Source organism: Streptomyces sp. CB02058 (assembly GCF_001905505.1).
In the GTDB taxonomy this organism is placed as follows: domain Bacteria; phylum Actinomycetota; class Actinomycetes; order Streptomycetales; family Streptomycetaceae; genus Streptomyces.
Genome location: NZ_LIPG01000003.1, coordinates 760,411 through 785,709, shown reverse-complemented (window position 1 = coordinate 785,709; position 25,299 = coordinate 760,411). Strand labels below are relative to the sequence as shown.

The following is a 25,299-nucleotide window of genomic DNA, read 5'->3' as shown; positions in this document are numbered from 1 at the left end:
GCCCGCCACCCCGGGGAACGGGGCGGCGGGCGCGGGCGTGTCACACCTTGACGGTGCGGCCCACCGCGGTGACGTTCGTCGGGAAGGCGCCCCAGGTGCTCCACGTCAGCTCCGGCGGGAGCTCCGTCTCCGTGCCGCCGGCCGACGGGAGCCCTTCACGGTAGGACGTGACGCGGAGCGGGATCGCGCCCTCGCCGCGCACCCGCAGCTCGACCTCGACTCCGGCCGCCGGTACGGCCCATGCCGCGAAGCCCCACTGCCACGGGCCCGGGGCGAAGGTCTGGTTGCGGCCTCCGTCGACCTCGGCGCCCAGCACCGTGGCCCCCTTCACGGTGTGCGCGGAGGTGTCGGCGCTGACGGCGACGTACGCCGTGCCCTCCCCCGGTGCGATCCGCAGCCGTACCGTCCGGTCGCCCCCTGCGGTCGAGTCCTGGAGCACCTTCACCTCCGGTGCGGCGGGCCGCACCGCCGGAGCTTCCGCGTCGGCCACCAGGCCCCGCTGGAGCGTGGGAGGGAATGTCGGGAACTCCTTGGACACATCGGTACGTTCGGTACCGGCACGCGCCTTCGTCCAGGCGGGCGGAGCGCCGTCCGCGGAGAGCCAGCGGCCCTTGCCGGTGTCCGCGTCCCAGGCGTAGAAGAGGTTGGTGGGCTGCGGGTGCCCGGTGCCGAAGCCGTCGACCCGCAGGCCCGTCGCGACCAGGACGACGCCCGCGGCCACCGCCACCAGCGCCGTGACCGAGGGGACACGGCGCGGCAGCAGCGCGGCCAGCGGCACGACCGTGATCGCCACCAGAGCCAGCAGCACGAGCGAGGGCGCCGCGAAGCTCACGCCCAGGGTCGGGAAGAGCAGCACCACCAGGGGGATCAGCAGTGGCAGCGCCGGCAGCGCCGCCGCCGTGGCCCCCACGGCCACCCAGTCCCGGCTCGCGTTCCCCCACCGCAGCGCGGCGGCGAGCCCCGCGCAGCCGAAGAGCAGCGGCCAGGTGAACACATAGGCGGCCCCCGGCATCAGGAACGCCGTCAGCAGCGTGAGGGCCGCCAGCCAGCCGCCGATGCCCAGCGCGAGTCCGGCAGCCTGGGCCTTCCGGCGCAGCAGCAGGAACCAGCCGAGCACCAGCGCGCAGGTGAGCGCGGTGAACGCGCCCCGGAACCACTGGGGCCGGTAGGTGTCACCGGAGAGCAGACTGCCGTAGCCCGGCCGGAAGAGGCAGATCAGCTGCCAGACACCGAACGCGACGGCGCCGGCCGCCACGAGCACGAGGGGGAAGGTGAGGGCGGTGCGCAGCACCCCGTCACGTGCCGCGCCGCGCCGGCCCGCGTACCAGAAGGTGGCGGCGTACCCCAGGACGGCGAGCAACGCGAGCACGACGACCAGCAGTTGCGGGTACTGCACGATCAGCCCGAAGAGCGAGAAGTAGGTGTCCTTCCCGGTCGAGAGGGCGGAGAGGTCCTGGCCGGCGAGTCCGCGGGCCGCCGCCAGCACGACGTCGCCCTGGCTCTGCACGCTCTCCCGGGAGAGCGAGGCCACCGAGTCGTCACGCGTGTGGTACTTCGCCGATCCGTCCACGAAGGCGAAGTTGAGGCCGGTGAAGCCCTTGTCCTTGAACTCGGTGAAGTCCGTGGCGTTGGGCAGCAGGCAGTAGATCTCGTCCGACATCGAGGTGGCGATCGGGCGGTCCCCGTCGCCGAGCGCGGCGACCGGCCCGCTGTTGCGGTCCCCCGCTTCGAACATGATGGACGGTCCGGAGACGCCACGGGCCTCCAGGTTCATCACCACGCTGCGCTCGGGGTCGAGGTCGGTGCTGTCGAGGAACGCGCGGGCTCCGAGGAGCCCCGTCTCCTCGCCGTCGGTGAGGACGACGTCGATGTCGTTGCGCTGGGTGCCGTCGGCGCGCAGGGCTCGTACGACCTCCAGGACGGCGGCGACGTTCGCCGCGTTGTCCGCGGCTCCCGGTCCGGCGGGTACCGAGTCGTAGTGCGCGACCAGGACCACGTTGCCCGTGGAGTCCTTGCCCGGGAACCGGGCGTGCACGTTGTGCACCTCGGCGACGACGGCGGTGCCCTCGCCGTTCCTGGCCACCACGTGGGTCTCGTCCTCGGCCCGGCCGCCCAGGGCGGTGAGCCGGTCGATCAGATGCCCGCGCACCGCGGCCGACTCCGGGCTGCCGATCGGGTGGGGCGCCCGGGCCAGGACGCGGACGTCCGTGAGGGCGCGCCCCGCCGAGAACTCTCCCTCCGGCGCGGACGACCCCTTCGCGTCCGGCGGCTGCAGTGTGTAGAGGGTCATTCCGGCCAGTACGGCCAGGAGCAGCAGGAGCACGGCTCCGGCGCGCCGGGGCGTCACGCGCGAGACCGGCTCCTCGGGCAGGTCCGGTGATTCTGAGCGCACTTGCAGCAGGTCCATCTGTCCCATCAGTCCTGTCGGTCCGTGATCACGCGGTCGGGGTCGGCCGCCATTGCGTCGAGGATCGAGCGGTAGTCGCTGACGACGGACTCGGCTGCCTCGGGGTCGAATAGGTCGAGGTCGTACTCCAGCTGACCGGTCAGCCCGCCGTCGTCGGTGTCGTCGAGCTGGAGGACGGCATCGAACTTCGACGTTCCCGTGGAGACGGGGAGCAGGGAGACCGCGAGCCCTGGCAGGACGGGCGGCCGGGCCGGCGTGGCTCCGTACGAGAAGAGCAGCTGGAAGAGAGGGGTGTGTTCCGCGCTGCGGGGCAGCCGCAGCGCCTCGACGACGCGTTCCAGTGGTACGTCCTGGTGGGCGAAGGCGTCGAGGGCCGTGGCGCGCACGCGCACGAGCGCCTCGCGGTAGGTGACTCCGGAAGGCAGTCGGGTCCGCAGACAGAGGCTGTTGATGAACAGTCCGACGAGATCGTCCGTACCGCTGCGGTCGCGGCCGTGCGTGAGCGTGCCCACGAGGAGGTCGCCGGCTCCGGTCGAGCGGGCGATCAGCGCGTAGAAGCCGGTGAGCGCCGCCATGAAGGGCGTGGCCTGTTCGGTACGTGCGAGGGCCGCTAGCCGGGCGGCCTGCTCCGGGGGCACGGTGAAGCGCACCGTCGCTCCCCGCCCGGAGCGCCTGGTGCGCGCCGGTGCGGCGGTGGGGAGCCGGGTGGTCGCGGGCGCGTCGGCGAGCCGGTCCGTCCAGTGGGCGAGCTCGGCTGCGGCCTCGGGCGTCTCCCACCACCGGGCCTCGCGCACCGCGTGCTGGGGGTACGAGAAGTCGAGGGGGGCGAGGTCCGCCGTTCCCCCGGCCCCGTATCCGGCGGCCAGTTCGTCCAGCAGGATCGCCATGGACCGTCCGTCGAACACGATGTGATGCACGATCAGGACGAGGTAGTGGGTCCGGGGTGAGGTGCGGACGAGAGCCGCGCGGAACACCGGCCCCTTCGTCAGGTCGAAGGGCAGCCGCACCTGCTCGGTGACGGCCCGCAGGGCCTGGGTCTCCGTGGCACCGTTCAGATCGGTCAGCGGCAGGTCGAAGGGGTCCGGGGCGCGGACCACCTGCTGGGGGACGCCGCCCTCCGCCACGAAGACGGTGCGCAGGGCGGCGTGCCTCTGCACGATGCGGCCGAGGGCGGTGCGCAGGCCCGGCTCGTCGAGTTCCCCGTCGAGGCGGAGGACCACCGGTTCGTTGTACCGGGCGTCCCCGCCGTTCAGTTTGTGCAGGAACCACATCTGCCGCTGGGCGGCCGTCAGCGGTGCGGTGTCGACGGGCGGAACCACGAGGGCGCCGGAGCCCGTGTCCGCCGCTCTGGCCGCCTCGACACGGGTGGCGAGCGCGGCCACGGTGGGCGCCTCGAAGATCGCGCGCCGGGGCAGGTCCGTCGCGAGTGCCTCACGGATCCAGCTGGTCAGCCTCGTGGCGAGCAGCGAGTCACCGCCGTGCTCGAAGAAGTTGTCGTGCACGCCTGTCCGGCCGGTGGCGAGAACGGCGTCCCACAGCCCGCAGAGCGCGGCCTCCACGGGCGTACGCGGTGCCTCCCCGGGGGCGGTGTCCTCCCGGTCGTCGACCGGGGTGTTCCGCAGGGCCCGGCGGTCCACCTTGCCGTTGGGGTTCAGCGGCAGTGCGGGCACGGAGACGTAGCGGGAGGGGATCCGGTCGGCCGTCAGCCGGGTGGAGAGGTGGGCGCGCAGCCCGCCGACGTCGGGAGGACCCTGCCACACGACGCACGCGACGAGCTGCAGGACGCCGGCGGCCCCCTCCTTGGCGAACACCGCGCCCTTCACCACTCCCGGGAAGGACGCGATCGCCGTCTCGACCTCCTCCGGCTCGATCCGCACCCCCCGGATCTTCAGCTGGAAGTCGGCACGGCCGAGGAACTCCAGCTCACCGCCGGGCAGTCGGCGTACGAGGTCCCCGGTGCGGTACATCCTGCCGCCCGGGGCCGGTGCGTACGGGTCGGGAAGGAAACGTTCCGCCGTCAGGCCGGGCCGCGCCAGGTATCCGCGTGCCACACCGCTGCCGCCCAGGTACAGCTCGCCGGCCTCGCCGTCGGGCACCGGCAGCGTGTCGGGGTCGAGCACATAGGGCCGGGCCCCTTCCAGCGGGGTGCCGATCGGGAGCCGGGTCAGGCTTCGCAGCCGTGCCTCGTCCGCGTCGGTCTCGTAGAGCAGCTGGGACACGGTGGCCTCGCTCGCCCCGTACTCCTGGACGAGGCGGACCCCCGAGGCCAGCCAGTCCGCGACGCGGTGCGGTGCCACCGGTTCACTGCCCACGACCAGCAGCCGCAGCGAGGGGGGCGGCCGGAGCGCGGCGTCCCGGGTGAGCTCGCGCAGCCATTCGTACCAGTACGAGGGGGTCAGCTGGACGACCGTGACCTCGTGCTTGTCGAGGACGGCCGTGAGATGGGCGCTGTCGGCCAGGTTGTCCTCGGGGTCGAGCACGAGGCAGGCGCCGGCCAGCCAGGTGGAGAAGATCTCCTCCGCGGCGACGGAGAAGCCGATCGCGGCGAACTGGAGGACGCGGTCCCCCGCTTCCAGGTCCAGCCGCTGCCCGATGGACCGCGCGAGCGTGGCCAGTGGACCGTGGGAGAGGCCCACGCCCTTGGGGCGGCCGGTCGAGCCGGAGGTGTAGGTGATCCAGGCCAGGTTGTCCGGATGCACCGGGCCGACGGGTACGGATACGGGCAAGGCCGGGGCCTGCCCGTTCTCCGCGTCCTCCGCGTCGAGGCAGAGCACCTGGGCGACGTGTCCGGCCGGCAGTGCGTGCCGCAGCCGCTCGTGCGTGAGGACGACCGGTGGTTCGGCGTCCTCGAGGACGAAGGACAGCCGGTCGGCCGGGTATCCGGGGTCCAGGGGCAGGCAGACCCCGCCCGCCTTGAGGACCGCGAGCACCGCCACGGTCAGGTCCACCGACCGCTCCAGATGGATGCCGACGGGGACGTCCGGGCCCACGCCCCACGCCCGCAGCCGCGCCGCGAGCAGGCCCGCCAGGTGATCGAGCTCGCCGTAGCCGACGCGGTGGCTGCCGCAGACCACGGCGTCGGCCAGGGGCGTGCGGCGGGCCTGCTCCTCGATCAGCTCGGACAGGGTGCCCGCAGAGGTGTGTGTCATGGGGTGAGGACCACCTTCGTCGCGGCGGCCTCGTCGAAGAGCCGGAACCCCTCCACCGCCTTGTCCAGCGGCATCCGGTGCGAGACGACGAACGTCGGGTCGAGACGGCCGGCGCTCACCAGGGCCATCAGCGGTTCCCGCACGCTGATCGGGTCGCCGACCGCGAAGCGCAGGGTCAGTTCCTTGCCGAAGAGCGTTCCCGTGGGCATCGGCATGCCCTCCGACGCGTGCGCCCCCGCGGCGCACACGGTGCCCCGGGGCCGGACGATGTCGATGGCGGTACGCAGCGACGCGTCCACCCCCACGGCTTCCAGGACCACGTCGGCGCCGCGCCCCCCGGTGACCTCGCGCACCCGCTCGGCGAGATCGCCGTCGGTGGGTACCGGTACGGCGCCCCGGCTCGCGGCCAGTGCGCGGCGGCTCTCCAGCGGATCCACGGCGAGGACCTGTCCCGCGCCGAGGAGGAGGGCCGACTCGAGGGCCAGCAGACCGACCGGACCGCAGCCGACGACCGCCACGGTGTCCCCGGGGGTGATGTCCCCGCCCGTGGCGCAGCTGTAGCCGGTGGCCAGCACGTCGCCGATCAGCAGGGCCCGTTCGTCCGTGACCTCGTCCGGGATGGGCGAGAGCACCACGTCGGCGAACGGGACGCGGACGAACTCGGCATGACCGCCCGCGACGGCGGTCGTCCCCACCACGGTGTCGTAGCCGAACAGGCCCACCCGGTCGCACTGGTAGTGCCAGCCCCGGGCGCAGTACCAGCAGCGCCCGCAGGCGATGACGTCCGACGCCAGGACACGGTCGCCCGGTGAGAGGCCGTGGGCACCGGGGCCGGCTTCGACGACGACTCCGGTGAACTCGTGGCCGGTGACGGTGCCCGGGGTGAAGGAGGGGATCTCGCCCCGGTACGGATGCAGGTCGGTGCCGCAGATGGCGCTGCGCACGACCCGTACGATCGCGTCCCGGTCCTCCGTGATCCTGGGCATGGCCACGTCGTCGGCCACCCGGACGTCGAACGGGCCTTCCCACACCACTGCCTTCATGCCGCGCCTCCTCGTGGATGTACCGGCTGCCGCTCCAGCAGCCGGGCCGCCGCTCCGCCCATCAGGGACGTGCGCTCGTCAGGGGTCAACGGCACGCCGTCGGGCCACAACGACGCGTCGTCGGCCAGCAGATCCATACGGGCGACGAAGTCGATCATGGTGCAGAAGGGGTAGTCGGTCCCCCACAGGAGCCGGTCGAGGACACCGCGACGACGCGCGTACTCCAGGGCGGCCGCGACGGTGGCGGGGGGCTGGTACCAGCCGAAGATGGACAGATCGGCGTACAGGTTCGGGTGGTCGGCGAGCATGTCGATGCTCACCGTGGTCCACGGGGTCCCCAAGTGCGCCAGGATGATGGGAAGTCCGGGGAAGTCCCGGGCCACCGGGCGCAGCAGCGCGGGCGAGAGGTAGCGCGGGTCGGCGCGCTTGGACGGGGTGTACCCGGTGTGCACGAGGACCGGCATCCGGTGCTCCTGGGCCACGTCGTACACGTCGTACCAGGCCCGGTCGGCGGGCGACATCCTGAGATAGGCGGGGGCGGTCTTCAGGCCGCGCAGCCCCAGGTCCGTGGCGGCTCTGCGCAGTTCGGCGGCGGCGCCGTCGGAGCCCGCGTCCACCGAGGCGAATCCGGTGAAACGGTCGGGGTTGCGGGCGCACAGGTCGGCGACGAAGTCGTTCGGGACGCTGAAGCCCTCGACCCTGCGGACGTCGAAGGCCAGCAGGAACGCCCGGTCGACGCCGGCCGCGTCCATCTCGGCGAGCAGCGTCGCCTCGGGTGCGGTCAGCGCCTGCGGGGGCCGTCCCGTGGTCGCCATCATGTCCTCGGCGAACCGCGCGGTGAAGTGCCGGTAGTACTCCCCGGCGTGCACATGCGAGTCGATGATCATCGGGTCGCCTCCCCGTCGGTGCCGGAGGGGTCCGCGGTCCAGTGGACGATGTGCACGCCCTTGCCCTCCAGGTCCACCCGCTCGGTGAACCCGTGCCGGTCCGCCGCGTCCGGGGGCCGGGTCACGGTGGTCCGCACGGGGAGCGGGGAGTGGTTGATGACCAGGCCGCGGCGTTCGGCGCCGCGGTGCACCACGGCCACCTCGACGTCCGGGTGGTCGGCGGTCAGCTCGGCGCGCACGCCCGCCTCCCGGGCGACGGCCTCGTAGAGGGTGTGCCAGGGGGCCTCGGTCAGCCGGTGGGGGGCGTTGAGCTGGGCCTCCAGCGGCGCGTTGCAGTAGTGGACGGTCCCGGCGCCCAGGCTGTGCCGGGTCACGGCGGGCGAACCGTCGGGGAACTCCGCGAGGGTCTTGGCACCCGCGAGTTCGACCACGGGCAGCTGCCCCGTACCCCGGTCGAGGGGGTAGCGCTCGCCCTCCCAGACGAAGGAGTCCAGGTCCTCGGTGCGCAGCGTGAAGTCCCTGATCCGCACGCCGAGGAGGTGTTCGCCGCCGAAGCCGTGCAGGAAGTCGGCGCAGGTGTAGAGCAGCACACCGCCGCGCTCGGCGTACTCCTCCAGGCGGCGCTGGGCGTCGCGGGACAGATGGCGTACCGACGGGCACACGACCACGCGGTACCTGTCCAGGTCGCCGTGGGTGAACTCGTGCGGCAGATGGGCGCGTTGGAGCAGAAGGTGCGCGTAGTACGAGGCCGGCGCGTCGGAGCCCGCCGAGGTGAGGTAGCCGGCGTCGCCGTCGTCCTGCGCCGGTGGCAGGTAGATGCCGACCGGCGCGGGGGGCGGGCGGAAGCCCAGGAGGTCGCCCGTGACCCGGTCGGCGAAGCCGCGGAACTCCGCCATGGCCGGCTTGGCCCGGCCGTCGGCCCGCAGCAGGCCGGTGAAGCGCTCGCCCGGCCGCAGCGCGTAGGGCTTGCGCTCGGTGGTGAAGTCCTGCCAGCACCAGACGACGACCCCGCAGGCACCGGCGGCGAACGCGCTGTGCGCGGTGACCCGCAGATAGGCGGCGGCCGTGGCCTCGTCGCAGCCGTAGCTGCCCATCTCGTCGACCAGCACGGGGGTGGAGGCCCTCCCGTGGCGCACGAGGTAGGGCAGGAAGGTGCCGGCCTTCCACGCGGACACCGATTCCATGTGGAACGGTGACCAGACGGGGAAGCCGTGCAGCCCGACGAGGTCGAGGGGCTCGGCGTTCTCGGGGCGGAACCCGTGGTCGCCGACCACGGCGGACGCCTCGTTGGCCTGGAGCACCAGCGCCGCCGGATCGGCCTCCCGGACCGCGGTGGCCAGGAGCCGCCACCAGTCCTGGACGGCGGTCCGGGACAGGGCGGAGGACGCCGCGGGGTCGACGTGGATGACCTCGTCGCCGAGGTCGTAGGCGAGCACGTTCGGGGCGTCGCGCAGGGCGCCCGCGATGTGGTGCACGAAGGCACGGGCCCGTTCGGCCATCTCGGGCCGGGTCCACAGGTCGCGCCCCTCGCGCCAGGCGGGTTCGAAGCGCTGGCCGTTCATCCAGATGGTGAGGAGCGAGGGGAGGATCTGCAGGCCGTGGCGGTGCGCGACGGCCGCCAGATCCTGTATGCGCCGCGTCAGTTCCTCGTCGTACACACCCTCCTCGGGCTCGAAGTCGGCCCAGAAGACGAAGAAACGCACGGTGTTGAAGCCGTACGCGGCCATCGCTCCGAAGTCGGCGTCGAGCCGGTCCTCGTCCCACTCCTGCCAGTACTGGCAGCCGGTCTCCGAGGGGTGGTAGTTGAAACCCACGCTGAAGAACGGCTGCCCGTCGCGGTGCAGCACGCCGTCACTCAAGGTGAACCGCGTGCCGGTGGCACCGGGCCCGGCGGCCCGGCTCAGTTCTCTGTCTGCCATGCGTCCCTCGTCGCGGCGATGACGAGGGAGACCTCGTCCTGTTCCATGTCCCCGTACAGCGGCAGCGAGAGCTGGCGGGCCGTGATGTCCTCGGTCACCGGCAGCAGGCCGGGGCCGAGCCCGAACCGCTCGCGGTAGTACGAGAAGAGATGGGTCGGCGGGTAGTGCACCCCGCTCTGCACACCGGCCGCCGTGAGGCGCGCCTGGAAGTCCTCGCGCACCGTGCCGGCGGGCAGCAGTACGGGGAACAGGTGGTGTGCGGCGTGCCGCGGCGCCCGTCCGGCGAACGGCACCACGATGCCCGGCAGATCGCCGAGCTCCTCGCGGTACCGCGCCACCACGGCCTCCCGGCCGGCCCGTCTGCGGTCCAGCTCGCCGAGCTGCACCCGGGCGATGGCACTGCTGATCTCCGTCGTCCGGTAGTTCAGGCCGATCTCGGGGATGTCGTACGTGGACGGGCCGCCACGGTGCCGGTCCTGGGCGGAGACCGTCATGGCGTGGGACCGCAGCCGCCTGATCCGGGCGAGGAGCTCCGGGTCACGGGCGACGACCATGCCTCCTTCGCCCGCCGCCAGGTTCTTCGTGGCGAAGAAGCTGAAACAGCCGATGTCGCCCACGGCGCCGAGCATGCCGTGCTCCGAGCGGGTGGCGGGGGCATGGCAGGCGTCCTCGATCAGCGCCAGGCCGTGCCGCGTGGTGAGGGCGCGCAGAGCCGGCAGGTCCGCGGCGTGACCGCCATAGTGCATGGCGACGACGGCCCTGGTGCGGGGGGTGATGCGGGCCTCGACGTCGGCCGGGTCGACGCACAGGTCGTGCGCCCCGGTGATGTCGGCGAAGACCGGCGTCGCCCCGGACAGGGCGACCGTCGCGGCGGCCGACACGAAGTTGAGCGACGGCACGATGACCTCGTCGCCGGTGGTCAGGCCGAGCGCCAGTACGGCGAGGTGCAGGGCGGCCGTGCCGTTGCTGACGGCGACGGAGTCCTCGACACCGAGCGCGGCGGCGTACTCCTGCTCCAGGGCCCTGGTGACGGGGCCCGTGGACAGCCAGCCCGACCGTACGACGTCGGCCACAGCGGCGGCCTCCGCGTCGCCGAGGCTGGGCCGGTAGAGCGGCACCTTCCAGTCCGTCATCGGCCGACCGCCTCGGAGCGGCGCCTGTCGCGCACGACGCCGTCGCGTACGAACCGGGCACGGTCGGAGCCGAACGTCGCCGCGGCGCGCCGGAGTTGCTCGGGCGTCCCGATGTCGCACCAGTCGCCGTCGAAGACATGGCCGCCGACGCGACCGCCCGCGGTGCGCAGCGACTCGAGCAGTGCGGGCATGTCGTAGCGGCTCCCGGCGGGAAGGTGGTCGAGCACGGACGGTTCGAGTACGTAGATGCCGCAGCTGATCAGGAAGTTCAGCCGGGGCTTCTCCTCGTAGCCGACGACGCGGTGGTCCTCGTCGATCCGTACGACGCCGTGGGCGATGTCGATGTGCTGCGGGGCCAGGACGACGGTGGCGTCGGACCCGGCCTTCCGGTGGCCGGTCCACAGCGCCGCGAAGTCGAGGTCGGTGAGCAGGTCGGCGTTCATGACCAGGGTCGAGTCCTCGATGGGCGGGACGAGGCCCAGTGGTCCCGCGGTGCCCAGGGGCTCCGACTCGTGGCAGAAGTCGATGTCGAGGCCGCCGCGCCAGCCCGCGGCCTCGATGCTGTCCTGGATCATCTGGGCCCGGTAGCCGAGCGACAGCGTCACCCGGGTGAAGCCGGCGTCCCTCAGCTGGCTGAGGATGATGTGGAGCATCGGTTCGCCGTCGAGTTCCATCAGTGGCTTGGGGACGTCGAAGGTGGCGGGCCGTAGCCTGCGTCCCTCGCCCCCTGCCAGCACTACCGCTCTCATCGGATGCTGCCCTCCCGCCCCTGCGGCTCCACGAGGGAGGCGTAGATCTGGTCGACCTGGTCGGCGACCGACTGCCAGTTGTGGTGTTCCCGGACCTTTGCGAGGCCGTTGCGGCCCAGGGCCGCCGCCGTCGCCGGGTCGGACAGCAGCGTGGTCACCGCGTCGGCGACCGTGCCGGGGTCCGGTTCGACGACGAGGCCGTCGTGACCGTCCTCGACGACCTCGTCACCGCCGCGGAACGGCGCGGCGATCACCGGCTTGCCGAGCGACCACGCCTCCACGTAGACGAGCGGGAAGACGTCCACGGTCGACGGCAGGCAGAGCATCGCGCAGGCGGCTAGGGCGCTGTGCTTCTCCTCGTCGCCTGCCAGGCCGAGATCGATGATCCTGGGGTCGGCGTGCGCGGCGAAGAGGTCGCCGCAGTCGTCGTCCCAGTCCGGCCCCATGAACACGAAGCGCGCGTCCGGATGGTGTTCCCAGACGAGCGGGGCGGCCTCCAGCAGGACGAGGTAGCCCTTGGAGCGCATCTTCCGGCCGACGAAAAGGATCACCGGAGCGTCGCCGATGCCGTGTTCGGCACGGAAGCGGTCCGGGTCGGGCGCACCGGCCAGATGCGCGCCCTGGCCGATGCGGTGCAGTGCCTCCGGCCGTACCCCCGCCGCCCGCATGGTGGCCCGCTCGGCCTCGGTGAGGACGAGGACCGCGTCCGCCCGGCGGCAGACCTCCTCGACGGCGGCGGGGTCCTGCCAGACCTCGGTGGCGGAGGCGGGCGTGAAGACGAACGGCACCTGCCACCGCCTGGCCAGCTCCAGGGCGGCCTGCGGGTAGTCGGCCCACACGGCGTCGACCGCGTGCACCAGATCGGGACGGCCGTCGTCCCCGGCGGCGTCACCGGCACCGGCGCCGGGCAGCACGGCCACGGAGATGCCCGCGCCCGTCATCGCCTCCGCCGACCCCTCGTCGACCCCCGCGCAGTACAGCCCGACGGAACGGCCCCGGCGGCTCATCTCCACCGCCAGGCACTGGGTCATCAGCTCCGCGCCGGCGCGTGCCGGAAGGTAGCCGCGATGCACATATTGCACACGCATCCGCTTCACCCCGCCTGTATGCGTTCGGCGGCCGCCCCGAGATACCACGCGTAGGTGAGGGACAGGCCCTCCTCGAGACCGACCTTCGGCCGGTGACCGGTGAGCTCCCGGAGGAGGGTGAGGTCCGGCAGCCGGCGGACGGGCGACAGGGGCGGGGCGGGGTGCGCGGCCAGGGCGGGGTTCCGGCCCACCACGGCGAACACCTTCTTCGCCAGGTCCTCGATGAGGATCTCCTCCTCGTCGTTGCCGACGTTGACGAGGAGCGTCTCCCGGTCCGGGAGCGCCGTGAGGGCGATGACGGCCTCCACCGCGTCGGTCACGTAGCAGAAGGCACGGCGCTGGTCGGCTCCGAACACCTCGAAGGGGTCCTTCTCCGCCAGCAGCCGCTCGATGAACTGCGGGATGACGTGCTCGTACCCCATGCGCGGCCCGTACACGTTGTGGAAGCGGACCATGCGCAGCGGGAAGCCGTGGGCGGCCGCGTAGTTGCGGCAGAGCACCTCGCCGGCGATCTTGCTGAAGCCGTACGAGGACCGGGGAACGGTCGGGTCGGCGACGACGAGGGGCACGCCCTCCGGTGTCGGGATCGGCGCCTGGCCGGCCTCCACACTGCCCGCGTAGGCCTCGCTGGAGGAGGCGAAGCAGAGTGTGGCGCCGTCGAGGCCGCTGAACCAGTCCAGGAGGTGAATGGTCGTCAGCAGGTTTGTGCGCAGGACCCGTTCGGGCTCCTCGTTGGAGTACTGCACTCCCACGACGGCGGCGAAGTGGTAGACCTCGTCGAAGTCCCGGGGCAGGTCCTGCGGCATCGGAAGAGTCAGGTCGTGCGTGATGACCGTGACGCTGCGCCGCAGTTCCTCCAGGTCCGGGTCGACGCGTCCGCGGCTGAAGTCGTCGAGCAGCGTGACGTCGTGCTCCGCCGCGAGACGGCGGGCCAGGTGCAGACCGATGAAGCCCGCTCCGCCGGTGATCAGGATCTTCTTAGGCATGGCCGAGCCTCATGACGTTCGGAAGGGACGACGGAATGACGCGCCAGGTGTCGTACACCACGGCGGGCTGGTGCATCCGGGCGATCAGGGACGTGAAGTCCTGCTGCCCGTAGGAGAGATGATCGTTGAGCACGAGAGCGGCGTGCGCCCCGGTGAACCCTTCCTCCAGGGACACGGGGCGGACCCCCAGCTCTTCGAGCCTGCTGTCCGGGACGACGAAGTCGTGGCCGACTATCTCCCCGACACGGCCGCGGAGGAGCTCCAGCAGGGCCTCGAAGGGGGCGCCGCGCAGATCGTCGGTCTCCGGCCGCCCCTTGTAGGCGAAGCCGGTGAGCAGTACGCGTGCGCCGGCCGGGTCGCAGCCGCCCTCCCAGAGCTTGGCGAGGACGCGTTCACCGACGCGGCGGGGCATCGACTCGTTGAGCGAACGGGCGGCGGCGACCATCGTCGGGCGGTGGTCGTGCCCCTCCAGCGCGTGCATCAGCAGATAGGGGTCCTTCGTGAGGCAACTGCCGCCCACGAAACCGGGCTTGCTCAGATCCGGCCGCGGATATCCGGTGTTGGCGCTGTTGATCAGCTCCATGGCGTCGAGGCCCAGGTGCTCCGCGACCAGCGCGACCTCGTTGCCGAATCCGTAGATCAGATCCGTGTGGCAGTTGCAGATCAGCTTGATCATCTCGGCGGTCTCCAGCGAGGAGACCGGCACGAGGTCGGGCGTGAGCGATCCGAAGAGTTCCGACGCCCGGCGTACGGACTCCTCGTCGAGGCCGCCGACGATCTGCGGCAGCGAGAGGATCTCGGCCAGCGCCTGGCCCTGGATGGTGCGCTCGGGGCAGAAGGCGAGCAGCGGCTCGTCGACGTGCCGCCGCAGCGTCGGCAGGACGAGCCCGCGCGAGGTGCCCACCGGGACGGTGCTGCGGACGATGACGAGCGTGTCGTCCCGGAGACCGGGGGCTATGCCGGCGACGGCCGCCTCCAGCTGCGTCAGGTCCGGGCGCTGCTCACCGGCGGCGATCGGCGTGCCGACGCAGATGATGACCGTGGGCGGCAGCTGCTCGCCGGTCAGTTCCGCGGTCACGCGGAGGTTGCCGCCCGCGTGCTCGCGGACCATCTCCTCGACGCCCGGTTCGGAGAGCTGGACCAGGCCGGCGGCGAGGTCCTCGGCCACGGCCTTGTTCGCCTCGTAGCCGAGAACCCTCTTCCCTCGGGCCAGCAGGGCGGATGTGAGCGTGATGCCCACGTACCCGAGACCGACGACGCAGACATCGTAATCAGCGTATGACGTACGTGAATTCAACGCAGTAACCCCTCGGTGTGGGAGTGGCAGGAAGCCTGACGTCAGCCGACGACCCAGTGGGTCTTCTCGGCCTTCCCGCCCAGCTGTCGTTTCTGATCGTCCAGCCCCTTCACCTCGGAGCCGCCCGCGTCGATCTCGCGGATGCCCTGGCGCCACATCAGCTTGAAGACGTTGAGCCAGGCGAACTGCGGAATGGCGGTGAATCCCGTGCTGTCCTGGAGCAGGCCGTTCAGACGCTCGGGAAATCTCATCGTCATGGTGCAGTAGAGCGACGCCCTGCGGTCGCTCACCCGCTCACCGGAGAAGAACAGGGCGGGAATCTCGCCGCCGTCGGACGTGCGCATCAGACCGAGGTAGGAGAAGTAGTCCTTCTCGTTGGTGCCACCGGGCTTCTGGCGAATCAGTGCGTAGTAGTCCTCAGGGGTGGAGCCGACCACCGCACCGCGCTCCTTGCGGCTGGCGAAATAGCCCTCGACAATCCCCTGGGCCTTTTCCTGCTCGGCCTCTTCGTAGCCGTAGGGAGAAATATGGAAGGACGTCCCGGGATTGCGGTCCAGGAAATTCTGGAAGCGGCGGTAGGCGAGGCGGTTCTTTCCCCGGTGCTTCCGGTGCTCCTCGCCCTCCAGCTTCTTGAGGAGCAGCTCCCCGTCGGCCGTCTCCTCGAATATCTCCTCGAGGTGGTAGACGCGGTTGGGGAAGGTCTCGTCCTCCTCCGGAGCCCCCAGGTGCCAGGGGTCGGCGTCGATCCCCCGGAACCCCGCCTCCAGGAACTCGTCGCGGTCCTCGGCCGTCAGGTGACGGACATAGACCGAGGTCCGGGCCAGTCCGGCGTCGCGCACGGCGGATATGAAGTCCTTCACGGCCTCGATCCGGCCCTCGCCCTTCGGGGCGACGATGTGCAGATGCTTGGCGATGTGCCCCTCCTTGCTGAAGTGGCCGACGCCGAAGATGGTATTGCCGTCGTGGTAGACGAGACCGTTCGGATGCCGCGTGCTGGAACCACGGAGGTTGTAGCCGTTCGCATAGAGCATCAGGCCCTGGTGCCCCATGGCGAACGAGCCGTCCTTGAACTGCTGGATGACCTCGAAGGATTTCTCGACAGGCAGCAGCTTGTCTCCGAACAAGCTGTGCAGACGGGACTCGAACTGGTCTCGCTCGGTTGCCAGAAGATGCACGGGTCCTCGACCTCCAGAAAAAGGGTGCAGAAACCTGCTCGCCGAAAGGTGAATATTGCCGAAGTGAGCTTTGCTGAACAGGACTTGCCGGGAGGTTCATGAGGACATCTTGACCCTCGCGCCCGCTCGGACCGGCTTCGGAAGGGCATTTCGGTCGATCTTTCCGGCCGGAGTGCGCGGCATGTCCTCGAGGCGTACGAACATATTGGGAACCATATGCGCGGGAAGCGTGCTCCGCAGATGTTTCCGCAACTCCTCCGCGGCCGGTTCCGAACCGCCGGCGGTCACCAGATAGGCGACCATGCGCGGACCCCCGCGCATGTCCTCCCGGACCGTCACGGCCACGTGCACCACCTCCGGACGGCCCGCCAACGCGGCTTCCACCTCCCCGAGTTCGATGCGGTGACCGCGCAGCTTCACCTGATGGTCCGCGCGCCCCCGGTACTCCAGTGCCCCGTCGTGGACCCGGAGCCTGGCGATGTCCCCGGTCCGGTACATGCGCGCCCCCGGCTCGGCGGAGAACGGGTCGGGGAGGAACCGTTCGGCGGTCGGAGCGGGCCGCCCGTGGTACCCCCGGGCCACCTGGGCTCCTCCGATGTAGAGGTCGCCCTCGGTCCCGGGCGGGACCGGACGCAAGCGCTCGTCCAGCACATAGGCGGCGGTGGAGCCGAGCGGCCGGCCGATCGGCGGGGCGCCCGGTTCGTCCGCCAGCAGCGTCGAGATGACGAACACCGTGGCCTCGGTGGGCCCGTAGAGGTTGAAGACCTCTTCCACGCCGAGCTCCCACAGACCGCGCAGCACCGCCTCGGGCAGCGCCTCGCCCGCGGACAGCACGGTCCTGGTCGAGCGGTCGAGGGCCCCCAGCGCGACCATCTGGGCCAGGACGGTCGGGACGGTGCTGAGCAGGGCGCCGGGCACCGGCCGGTCGCACAGCTCCATCGCGTCCTCGACCAGCACGACCCGGCCGCCCACCGTGAGGGGCGCGAACAGCTCGAAGACGGACACGTCGAAGGAGGCGGACGTCGACGCGAGTACGGCCTCCAGCCGCTCCGCGCCGAGCGCCTCCCCCACCCGCAGGAGCAGCTCCGACATCGCGGCCCGGGGGACGGCGACGCCTTTGGGCACACCCGTCGAACCGGAGGTGTAGATGACGTACGCCGCCTGGGCACCCACCACGGGGGACGCGGACGGACCGCCGCTCGCGGCCCCGGCGGGCCCGTCCGGGAGCCGCGGTTCGTCCGGCTGCTCGTCCAGGAACACCGTGCGGCCGGTGAGCTCCCGCGCGCCCGTCACCGCGGCCTCGGTCAGCACCACCGAGGCTCCGCTGTCGGCGAGCATGAACTCCAGCCGGGCCCTGGGGTAGCGGGGGTCCAGCGGAAGGTACGCCGCCCCCGCCTTCAGCACCCCCAGCAGCGCCGTGAGCAGCCGCGGTGTGCGGTCCAGCATCACACCGACCACGTGCTCGCGGCCGACGCCGTCCGAGCGCAGCCGCCGTGCCACCCGGTCCGCCGCCGCGTCGAGTTCGCCGTAGGTCAGCGAAGTGTCGCCCAGGACCACCGCGACACGGTCCGGCTCACGCGTGGCCCACGCCGTGAACGCGGCAACGACGTCCGGCGCTCCGGCGGCGGCCGGCGGCGCGTCGCGCAGAATCGGATCCGACATGTGCTCCTCTTTCCTGTCTCGCCGGCGTGGTCTCAGCCGGCCTCGGCGGCCCGGCCGCCCGTGCTGTTCAGGTGACGCAGTTGGGCGGCCAGGAACGGCGCCATCGCGGAGGTCTCCGACCGCGCGATGTGTTCCGGAGTCCCGGCCGCCACGACCGTGCCGCCGTCCGGCCCGCCCCCCGGGCCGAGGTCGATCACCCAGTCGCAGCCGGACACGAACTCGGCGCTGTGCTCGATCACGACCACCGTGTTGCCGCGGTCGACGAGGTCGTGCACCACGCCGAGGAGTACCTGCACGTCGGAGAAGTGCAGCCCGGTCGTGGGCTCGTCGATCAGATAGAGCGTCCGCCCCTCCCCCGGCCGTGTCAGCTCGCGCGAGAGCTTCAGCCGCTGCGCCTCGCCGCCGCTGAGTTCCGTGGTGCTCTGCCCGAGCTGGAGGTAGCCGAGGCCGACGTCGCAGAGCACCTGGAGCGGCCGGGCGATCTGCGGGTGGTCCTCGTAGAGCCGCAGTGCCTCACTCACCTCCAGATCGAGGGTCTGGGCGATGTCGAGGCCCCGGTGGCGGATCTCCAGCGTCTCGGGGGCGTAGCGCCGCCCCTCGCACGCCGGGCACACGGAGGTGAAGTCGGCGAGGAAGAGCATCTCGATCCGGATGACGCCCTTGCCCGAGCAGCGGTCGCAACGGCCCCCGCCACGTTCGGCGTTGAAGCTGAACCGGGCGATCGAGTAGCGGCGGGCGACCGCCTCGGGGGTCCTGGCGAACACCTTGCGGATCTCGTCGAACACGCCCGCGTAGGTGGCCGGGGTGGAACGGCTCGAACCTCCCAGCGAGTCCTGGGTGACGGTGACCACGCGGTCGAAGTGCTCCTGCCCGCTCATCTCGGCGAACGGCCCGGAAGGGGCTGCGCGGCGGCGCAGGGCGTCGCTCAGCGCGGGTTCGATCGTCCCCGTGACCAGCGAGCTCTTGCCGCTGCCGCTGACACCCGTGACCCCGGTGAGCAGCCCGACCGGGATCCGCACGTCCACCTTGCGGAGGTTGTGCAGATGGGCTCCGCGCACCTCCAGCCGGCGCTCGCCGGGAGTGCGGCGGCCGGGACGGGGCGAGCGCACCGCCAGCTCGTTGCGGAGGTAGGCGGCGGTCGCCGACGCCGGATCGGCGATCACGTCGGCCGTGGGGCCGGCCGCGACGACGAGGCCGCCCCTGCTGCCCGGTCCGGGCCCCAGGTCGACGAGGTAGTCGGCGGACTCCATCGTCTCGCGGTCGTGCTCCACGACGATGACGGCGTTGCCCTGGCCCGCGAGGCTGCGCAGGGTGCCGATCAGGCGGCCGTTGTCCCTGGGGTGCAGCCCGATCGACGGCTCGTCCAAAACATAGGTGACACCGACGAGCCCGCTGCCCAGCTGCCGCGCCAGTCTGAGCCGCTGCCCTTCGCCCGCGGAGAGACTGGGGGCGGGGCGGTCGAGGGTGAGGTAGTGCAGGGAGACGTCCAGCATGAACCGCAGCCGCATCTCGGTCTGCTCGATCAGCTCCTCGCCGATCCCGGCCAGTTCGGTCCTGGCCACCTCGTCCCGTACGCCGTCGAGCCACCCCCCCAGCCGGGCCGCCGGCAGCGCGTTGACCTCGGCGATGTTGAGTCCGCCCAGGCGTACCGACAGGGCTTCGGGGTGGTGCCGTGTGCCGTGGCACACCGTGCAGAGCACCGAGCTCATGTACGGCTCGTAGAACGACTTGCGCTCGGGTGAGTCGGCGTCGCGGAAGAGGCGCTGGATGCTGGGGGCGAGCCCCTCGATCCCGCCGTCGCCGAACTCCGCCGCCAGCTCCGGCGGCAGCGGACTGCGGGCCGTGCCGAAGAGGATCAGTTCCCGGACCCCGGCGGGCAGCAGCCGCCAGGGGGTGTCGAGGCTCGTGCCCGACAGGCGGAGCACGTCCGGGAGTTCGCGCAGCGGCCACCAGGTCTTCTTGGAGCGGCGGCGGTCCCCGAAGAAGCTGAGGGCCCCGGCCCGGATCGACTCGTCCTCGTCGGCGACGAGCAGCCGGGGGTCGACGCGGAAGACGTCACCGAGGCCCTGGCACTCGTCGCACATGCCGGACAGGGAGTTGGGGGTGAACCAGTGCGAGGACGTGGCGCGGGCCTCGGAGCCGCAGCCCGGGCAGATCCAGTCGGCGCGGACGTGCCGGACCTGGCTGCCGTCCCGGTAGGCGTCCAGCCCGTCCCCGCGCAGTGCGGGGCCGAGCAGTTCCCTCAGCCGGGTGACCTGTGCGGCGTCCGGGGCGGGCCCGAGCACCATGACGACACGTCCGTCACCCGGTGCCCGCAGGTCCAACGGGTGTTCCGCCGCCGCGGCGACGAGCTCCTCGGTGTGGGCGGCCACATCGCGCGGATGGACGTCCTCCCCGCAGGTGCGGCAGCGGTGGTGGCCGGCCCGGGAGAACAGCAGCCGGATGCGGTCCGAGATCTCGGTGATCGTGCCGACGTTCGACCGCGGGTTGCGGCTGATCGTCCGCTGCTCGATGGCGACCGTCGGGCTGAGACCGGTGATCTCACCGGCGTCCGGCTTGGGGACCTTGGGCAGCTTGCGCCGCACGTACGCGGACAGGCTCTCCAGGTACTGGCGGTACCCCTCGGCGTGGATGGTGTCGAAGGCGAGCGAGGACTTGCCGCTGCCGGACACACCGGTGATGACGGACACCCCCTGCCTGGGGATGGCCAGTTCACCGATGCGCAGATTGTGCTGGTGGACCTCGCGCAGCAGTATCCAGTCCTTCGCCGTCCGGGCGTCCGCCCCGGTGTCGCCGTCGTGCGCCGTGCTCATGAATCGTCCCTTCCGCTCGGCCCTCGGCCGTCCTGTGCAGTCTCACGGTCCGCACCGGAGACGGACGGGAGACGCGGCCCGGAACGCGCGACCGATGCGGCCGGGTCCGGGAGTTCGTCCAGCGGACGCTCCGGACCGGCCACGGCCGCCTCCACCAGTCCGGCGAAGTGGCGGGCGAGTTCTGCCACTCCGTCGGGCAGGTACAGCTCGCTGGAGCAGATGAACTGGAGCTTCATCCGCCCAGGTTCCTCGAAGAGCCGGAGCTCCACGTCGAAGGCGGTGCCCGCGCGGGGGCTGGAGTAGGCGACGTATCCGACCTCCAGGTCCGCCATGGCGAGCGTGGCCACCGTGTGCATGGCCCGCACCGGGTAGAACATCGCCTGGCTGACCGGGTTGCAGGAGGGATCGCGCCGGGGCCGCAGCCGGCCGGCCAGCCGGTGGGCGGGCATGCCCGCGTGCTCCTGGACGTCGAGCAGGGTGTCCCGTGTCCGCACCATGAGCTCGCGGAAGGTGAGCCCGTGGTCGCCGAGGTCGGCCGGGAGGAAGAGCAGCGTCGCGAAGTCACCGATGACCGGGCCGGTTTCGGGCCTGTCCCGGCTCGCGGTGAGGGTGCTGGTGACGAAGCGGCGCTCGCCTCCGCGCCGGGAGAGCATCAGATGGAAGGCCGCCGTCAGCGTCATGAAGGGGGTGACCCCGGCGTCCCCGGAGAGCCGTACGACTGCCTCGGTCAGCTCGTCCGGAAGGGCGAAGTTGTGGACGTGCGCGTCGACACCGCGGCGCGCGGGCCTCGGCAGATCGGCCGGCATGTCCAGCAGCTCCGGTAGGCCCGCGAGCCGTTCGCTCCAGTAGGCGAACTCCTTGTCCTGCCGCGCGTCGTCCATCCAGCGCCGCTGCCACAGGGCGTAGTCGGCGTACTGGATGGGCAGCGGCTCCAGCGGGGACGGCTCGCCCGCGCGGAACGCCGTGTAGAGCGCGGTCAGTTCACGGATCGCGATCCCGGCGGACCAGTCGTCGAAGGCCAGTTGGTGCGTGGTGAGGAGCAGGATGTGGGTCCGGTCGTCGGTCCGCAGCAGGCCGGCGCGCAGCAGGAGGTCCTCGGTCGGCGCGAACGGGCGTCGCCGCTCCTCGAAGGCCAGCCGTTCGGCCTCGGCGTCGCGCTCGTCCAGGGGGAGACCGCGCAGATCGGTGACGGGGAGGTCCAGCCGGTCGGGTGCCGGGTTCACGGCCTGCACCGGGGTCCGGCCGAGCAGATGGAACGTGGTGCGCAGGACCTCGTGCCGGACGACGATCTCGCGCAGGCTCCGCTCCAGCGTCGGGACGTCGAGGTCGCCCGTCAGGCGCAGGGCCATCGGGGTGTTGTACATCGGCGTGCCGGGCTGGAGCCGGTTGCCCCACCACACGACTTCCTGCGTGTACGAGAGCGGGAACAGCGTGAAGACGCTGCCCTCGGCCTCGATCAGGCCCGCCAGACGCGACCGTGCGGCCGGGTCGAGGGCTGCCAGTTTCCGGTGCCAGTTCATGGGGTGCCTCAGTCCTCCGCACCGGTGAGATCGCCCAGCCGGAGCAGGAGATCGTCGAGACCGGCCTCCGTGCGCGCGACGGCGGTGATGGGCGCGGGGGCGTCCGTCTCCGTCCCGGGCTCCTGCTGGGCGATCTCCTTCGCGAGACCGGCCACGGTGGGCTGTTCGAAGAGGCTGCGCAGGGCCACGTTCACACCGAACTGCTCCCGGACCCGGTGGGTGATGACGGTGGCGAGCAGGGAGTGGCCTCCGAGTGCGAAGAAGTTGTCGTGGACGCCGACCCGGGGTACGGCCAGCACGTCGGCCCAGATGCCCGTGAGCAGTTCCTCGGTGCGGTCCCTGGGCGCCGTGTAGGCCGCGGACGGCTCCGGTGCGGTGCCCGCGACGGACGGCAGGGCGGCGTGGTCGACCTTGCCGCCCCGGACCGGCAGGGCGGCGATCGGCGCGAACACGGCGGGCACCATGTGCGCGGGCAGCGCGGCCCGCGCGTGTGTGCGCAGCTCGTCGGCGGTGGGCGCCGGGTCACCGGCCGGCACGATGTGGGCGACCAGCCGGCGGCCCGGCCCCTCGTCGCCGTCCGGGACCACGGCGCAGTCCGCGACCGCCGGGTGCTCACGCAGCCGTGCCTCGGTCTCGGCGGGTTCGACCCGGTGGCCGCGGATCTGCACCTGCCGGTCGGCCCGGCCCTCGAACTGCACCGCGCCGTCCGGGAGGTAGCGCCCGAGGTCGCCGGTGCGGTAGCGGCGGACGGTGTCCCCGGGCACGGTCAGGAAGCGTTCGGCGGTCAGCGCGGCATCGTCGAGGTATCCGGCGGCCAGGTACGGCGTCCGGACGTGGATCTCGCCCAGCTCACCGATCCCGGCCTGCCGCCCGGCGGGGGTGGTGACGAGCAGCTGCACCCCGTCGATCCCGTGTCCCACGGGTATCTCCCCCGCCGGGTCCTGGACCTGGTGCGTGCTCATCACCTGCGGGGTCTCCGTCGCCCCGTACACATTGACGCAGTTCACGCCGGGTGCGTAGCGGCGCGCCCGCTCGATGTGCCGGCCGTGCAGCCGTTCGCCGCCGAGGAAGACGTGGCGCAGCACGTCGTTCGGCTTCCCGGTGTACTCGCCGCCGGCCAGCAGGAAGTCGAGCGTGGCGGGCGTCAGGCCGGCGACCGTGATCCGGTCCTCGGTCAGCCAGTCGGCCAGCTGCCCGGCGCCGTCCGCCGCGAAGTCGGGGACCGAGAGGGTGGCTCCCAGGGAGAGCGGGACGAAGACGTCGCGGAGCATCGGGTCGTGCCCGGGCGCGGACAGCAGCGCGAACCGGTCCGTGTCGGTGAGCCCGAAGGCCCCGGGGAACCAGGACACGAAGTGTGCCAGCGGGCCGTGCGGTCCGAGCACGCCCTTGGGACGGCCGGTGGAACCGGAGGTGAAGCCCACGTACGCGAGGTCGTCGGGCCCGGTGGCCGTTCCGGGGAACGCGCGCGGTACGTCGGCCCCGGGGTCCTCGTCCACCAGGCGCACCGCGCTCGCGTCGAGCGCCTCGCGCAGGGCGGACGGCAGCTCGTCGCCCGCGCCCAGGGGGCTGATCCAGCCCTTCGGTCCCACCTGCCGGACCTGTTCGGCGAGCCGCGCCGGTGGCTCCTCCGGGTCGAGCACCAGGAAAGCGGCGCCCGCACCCCAGACCCCCAGCAGCGCCGCGACCAGTCCCGCGCTCCGGTGACCGGGCACGGCGACGACGTCGTGCGCGCCGATGCCCGCGGCCCGCAGCCGGCCTGCGACACCGGCGGCACGGTCCGCGAGTTGCCGGTACGTCCAGGAGACCTGCGGATCGGTGACGGCGACCCGGTCGGGGACGCGCCCCGCCTGCGCGCGGAACGCGTCGAGGAGGGAGCCGTCCCAGCTCGGCCGCAGAGGTGCGGCCGGGTCCGGGAGGACGGTACGGGCGCCCTCGGTCACCAGGGAGTGGGCCGAGGCGGGGGCGTCCGGGTCGGCCGCGACGGCGGCGAGCAGACCTGCGTACTGGTCGAGCATCTCCTCGGCCCGCTCGGAGGTGAACAGGTCGGCGTTGTGGACCAGGGTGAGTTCCCGGCCGTCCCCGCTGACGTACAGCGTGAGGTCGAACTTCGCTCCGACCTCGGGCGCGGTGACGATCTCGGCCTCGACGCCGTCCAGCCGCAGAGCCGCCGGTTCGAAGGGAAGCATGTTGAAGAAGACCTGGAAGACCGGGGTGCGGTCGAGGCGTCGCTCCGGCTGCACCTCGTTCAGCACCCGCTCGAAGGGCACGTCCCGGTGCTCGTAGGCGTCCAGGGCGGTGTCCCGCACCCTGCCGAGGAGTTCCCGGAACGACGGGTCCCCTCCGAGGCCGGTGCGCAGGGCGAGGGTGTTCACGAAGCAGCCGACGAGGGACTCGGTCTCCGGGTGGACGCGGCCGGCGTCGGGGATGCCGACGACGATGTCCTCCTGGCCGCTGTGGCGCAGCAGCAGCAGTTCGAAGGCGGCCAGCATGGTGATGAAGGGGGTGGCGCCTTCGCCTCCGCCCAGCTCCCGCAGCCTCCGCGCGACGTCGGCGGGCACGGTACGGCGGTGCTGTTCGCCCCGGTAGCTGGTCGTCGCCGGACGCGGGTGGTCCAACGGGAGGCGCAGCTCGGGCAGTTCTCCGCCGAGGCGGTCGCGCCAGAACGCCAGCTGCCGCTCGGCCGCCTCGCCGGTGAGCCGCTCGCGCTGCCAGTCGGCGACGTCCGCGTACTGGAACGGCAGGGGCTTCACGGCGGCCCCGCCGGGCAGCCCCGACTCGTCATGGAGGACGTTGAGTTCGTCGATGATGACCTTGACCGACCAGCCGTCGGACACGATGTGGTGCATGGTGAGCAGCAGGACGTGCTCGTCGTCGCCGAGCCGCAGCAGCGTGGTGCGCAGGAGCGCGTCCCGGGTCAGGTCGAAGCTCTTGCCGGACTCCTCCTCGCCGAGCCGGCGGGCCTCGGCCCGGCGTGCGTCCTCGGGCAGGCCGCGCAGGTCGGTCTCGTGCAGCGGGATCGTCAGTCCGGGACGGGCCTGCTGGACGGGGTGTCCGGCCTCCTCCGAGAAGGTGGTCCGCAGGATGTCGTGGCGTGCCACGATCGCGTCGAGGCAGCGTCCCAGGCGGGCCGTGTCCAGCGGGCCGGTGAAGCGGACGGCCGCGTGCATGTTGAACGCGCTGTTGCCGGGGTCCAGCCGGTCCAGCAGCCAGAGCCGCTCCTGGGCCGCGGAGAGCCGCCGGGTGCCCGTCGGGTCTCCGGCGCGCGCCCGGGGGCCCTGGTCGCCGGTGGGGGCCGCGCCGCTGAGGAACGTCATGATCTCCGGCTTGCGGGCCGCCACCAGGTCCCGGAGCTCCGGGGTCATCGCCCCGTCCGGCGCGCTGAAGCGCAGCGCCCCGTCCTCCAGGCGGAGCCGGATGTCGAGAGCGCTCAGCCGTGTCATCAGTTCGATCAGGGTCATCCCCGCACCACTC

The 25,299-nt window shown here is 72.1% G+C and carries 15 protein-coding genes; all 15 read right to left on the bottom strand.

Features of this window, described 5'->3' with window-relative positions; all coding sequences use genetic code 11:
• Positions 1-40: 40 nt before the first annotated feature.
• Positions 41-2,407, bottom strand: coding sequence for a M20/M25/M40 family metallo-hydrolase (locus tag AMK10_RS16980; protein WP_158070876.1), 2,367 nt, complete (start codon positions 2,405-2,407; stop codon positions 41-43).
• Between the two features lie 8 nt (positions 2,408-2,415).
• Entirely contained in the window at positions 2,416-5,556 is a 3,141-nt protein-coding gene (locus AMK10_RS16975; protein WP_073748631.1) for a non-ribosomal peptide synthetase, read from the bottom strand.
• Positions 5,553-6,599, bottom strand: a complete 1,047-nt coding sequence (locus AMK10_RS16970; RefSeq protein WP_073748630.1) for an alcohol dehydrogenase family protein — start codon at positions 6,597-6,599, stop codon at positions 5,553-5,555. The genes AMK10_RS16975 and AMK10_RS16970 overlap by 4 nt, the downstream gene beginning before the upstream one ends.
• Positions 6,596-7,486 (bottom strand): amidohydrolase family protein, encoded by an 891-nt coding sequence (locus tag AMK10_RS16965; RefSeq protein WP_073748629.1) that lies wholly within the window; start codon positions 7,484-7,486, stop codon positions 6,596-6,598. The genes AMK10_RS16970 and AMK10_RS16965 overlap by 4 nt, the downstream gene beginning before the upstream one ends.
• Positions 7,483-9,405 carry a beta-galactosidase trimerization domain-containing protein gene (locus AMK10_RS16960; protein ID WP_107428435.1) on the bottom strand — a complete coding sequence of 641 codons (1,923 nt, stop codon included), beginning with the start codon at positions 9,403-9,405 and terminating at the stop codon, positions 7,483-7,485. The genes AMK10_RS16965 and AMK10_RS16960 overlap by 4 nt, the downstream gene beginning before the upstream one ends.
• Positions 9,387-10,538 carry a DegT/DnrJ/EryC1/StrS family aminotransferase gene (locus AMK10_RS16955; RefSeq protein WP_073748627.1) on the bottom strand — a complete coding sequence of 384 codons (1,152 nt, stop codon included), beginning with the start codon at positions 10,536-10,538 and terminating at the stop codon, positions 9,387-9,389. The genes AMK10_RS16960 and AMK10_RS16955 overlap by 19 nt, the downstream gene beginning before the upstream one ends.
• Positions 10,535-11,287, bottom strand: a complete 753-nt coding sequence (locus tag AMK10_RS16950) for a nucleotidyltransferase family protein (protein WP_079180733.1) — start codon at positions 11,285-11,287, stop codon at positions 10,535-10,537. Before AMK10_RS16950 ends, AMK10_RS16955 begins: the two co-directional genes overlap by 4 nt.
• Complete coding sequence (locus AMK10_RS16945) at positions 11,284-12,375, bottom strand: glycosyltransferase family 4 protein (protein ID WP_079180732.1); 1,092 nt, start codon at positions 12,373-12,375, stop codon at positions 11,284-11,286. Before AMK10_RS16945 ends, AMK10_RS16950 begins: the two co-directional genes overlap by 4 nt.
• 5 nt (positions 12,376-12,380) lie before the next feature.
• On the bottom strand, positions 12,381-13,361 hold the full coding sequence (locus AMK10_RS16940; protein ID WP_073748624.1) for an NAD-dependent epimerase/dehydratase family protein: 981 nt from the start codon (positions 13,359-13,361) through the stop codon (positions 12,381-12,383).
• Positions 13,354-14,658 carry a nucleotide sugar dehydrogenase gene (locus tag AMK10_RS16935; protein WP_073748623.1) on the bottom strand — a complete coding sequence of 435 codons (1,305 nt, stop codon included), beginning with the start codon at positions 14,656-14,658 and terminating at the stop codon, positions 13,354-13,356. The genes AMK10_RS16940 and AMK10_RS16935 overlap by 8 nt, the downstream gene beginning before the upstream one ends.
• Positions 14,659-14,699: 41 nt before the next feature.
• The gene (locus AMK10_RS16930) at positions 14,700-15,833 is read right to left on the bottom strand and encodes a hypothetical protein (protein ID WP_073748622.1); all 1,134 of its coding nucleotides are present in this window, start codon (positions 15,831-15,833) and stop codon (positions 14,700-14,702) included.
• Between the two features lie 96 nt (positions 15,834-15,929).
• Entirely contained in the window at positions 15,930-17,495 is a 1,566-nt protein-coding gene (locus AMK10_RS16925; protein ID WP_073748621.1) for an amino acid adenylation domain-containing protein, read from the bottom strand.
• A gap of 32 nt (positions 17,496-17,527) precedes the next feature.
• Positions 17,528-20,308, bottom strand: a complete 2,781-nt coding sequence (uvrA, locus tag AMK10_RS16920; RefSeq protein WP_073748620.1) for an excinuclease ABC subunit UvrA — start codon at positions 20,306-20,308, stop codon at positions 17,528-17,530.
• The gene (locus tag AMK10_RS16915) at positions 20,305-21,828 is read right to left on the bottom strand and encodes a condensation domain-containing protein (protein ID WP_073748619.1); all 1,524 of its coding nucleotides are present in this window, start codon (positions 21,826-21,828) and stop codon (positions 20,305-20,307) included. The genes uvrA and AMK10_RS16915 overlap by 4 nt, the downstream gene beginning before the upstream one ends.
• An 8-nt stretch (positions 21,829-21,836) precedes the next feature.
• Positions 21,837-25,286 carry a non-ribosomal peptide synthetase gene (locus AMK10_RS16910; protein ID WP_073748618.1) on the bottom strand — a complete coding sequence of 1,150 codons (3,450 nt, stop codon included), beginning with the start codon at positions 25,284-25,286 and terminating at the stop codon, positions 21,837-21,839.
• Positions 25,287-25,299: the final 13 nt, after the last annotated feature.

Excerpts from the sequence above, each read along its gene's own strand:
- AMK10_RS16980 (WP_158070876.1), bottom strand. The coding sequence starts at position 2,407 with ATGGACCTGCTGCAAGTGCGCTCAGAATCACCGGACCTGCCCGAGGAG.
- AMK10_RS16975 (WP_073748631.1), bottom strand. The coding sequence starts at position 5,556 with ATGACACACACCTCTGCGGGCACCCTGTCCGAGCTGATCGAGGAGCAG.
- AMK10_RS16970 (WP_073748630.1), bottom strand. The coding sequence starts at position 6,599 with ATGAAGGCAGTGGTGTGGGAAGGCCCGTTCGACGTCCGGGTGGCCGAC.
- AMK10_RS16965 (WP_073748629.1), bottom strand. The coding sequence starts at position 7,486 with ATGATCATCGACTCGCATGTGCACGCCGGGGAGTACTACCGGCACTTC.
- AMK10_RS16960 (WP_107428435.1), bottom strand. The coding sequence starts at position 9,405 with ATGGCAGACAGAGAACTGAGCCGGGCCGCCGGGCCCGGTGCCACCGGC.
- AMK10_RS16955 (WP_073748627.1), bottom strand. The coding sequence starts at position 10,538 with ATGACGGACTGGAAGGTGCCGCTCTACCGGCCCAGCCTCGGCGACGCG.
- AMK10_RS16950 (WP_079180733.1), bottom strand. The coding sequence starts at position 11,287 with ATGAGAGCGGTAGTGCTGGCAGGGGGCGAGGGACGCAGGCTACGGCCC.
- AMK10_RS16945 (WP_079180732.1), bottom strand. The coding sequence starts at position 12,375 with ATGCGTGTGCAATATGTGCATCGCGGCTACCTTCCGGCACGCGCCGGC.
- AMK10_RS16940 (WP_073748624.1), bottom strand. The coding sequence starts at position 13,361 with ATGCCTAAGAAGATCCTGATCACCGGCGGAGCGGGCTTCATCGGTCTG.
- AMK10_RS16925 (WP_073748621.1), bottom strand. The coding sequence starts at position 17,495 with ATGTCGGATCCGATTCTGCGCGACGCGCCGCCGGCCGCCGCCGGAGCG.
- uvrA (WP_073748620.1), bottom strand. The coding sequence starts at position 20,308 with ATGAGCACGGCGCACGACGGCGACACCGGGGCGGACGCCCGGACGGCG.
- AMK10_RS16915 (WP_073748619.1), bottom strand. The coding sequence starts at position 21,828 with ATGAACTGGCACCGGAAACTGGCAGCCCTCGACCCGGCCGCACGGTCG.
- AMK10_RS16910 (WP_073748618.1), bottom strand. The coding sequence starts at position 25,286 with ATGACCCTGATCGAACTGATGACACGGCTGAGCGCTCTCGACATCCGG.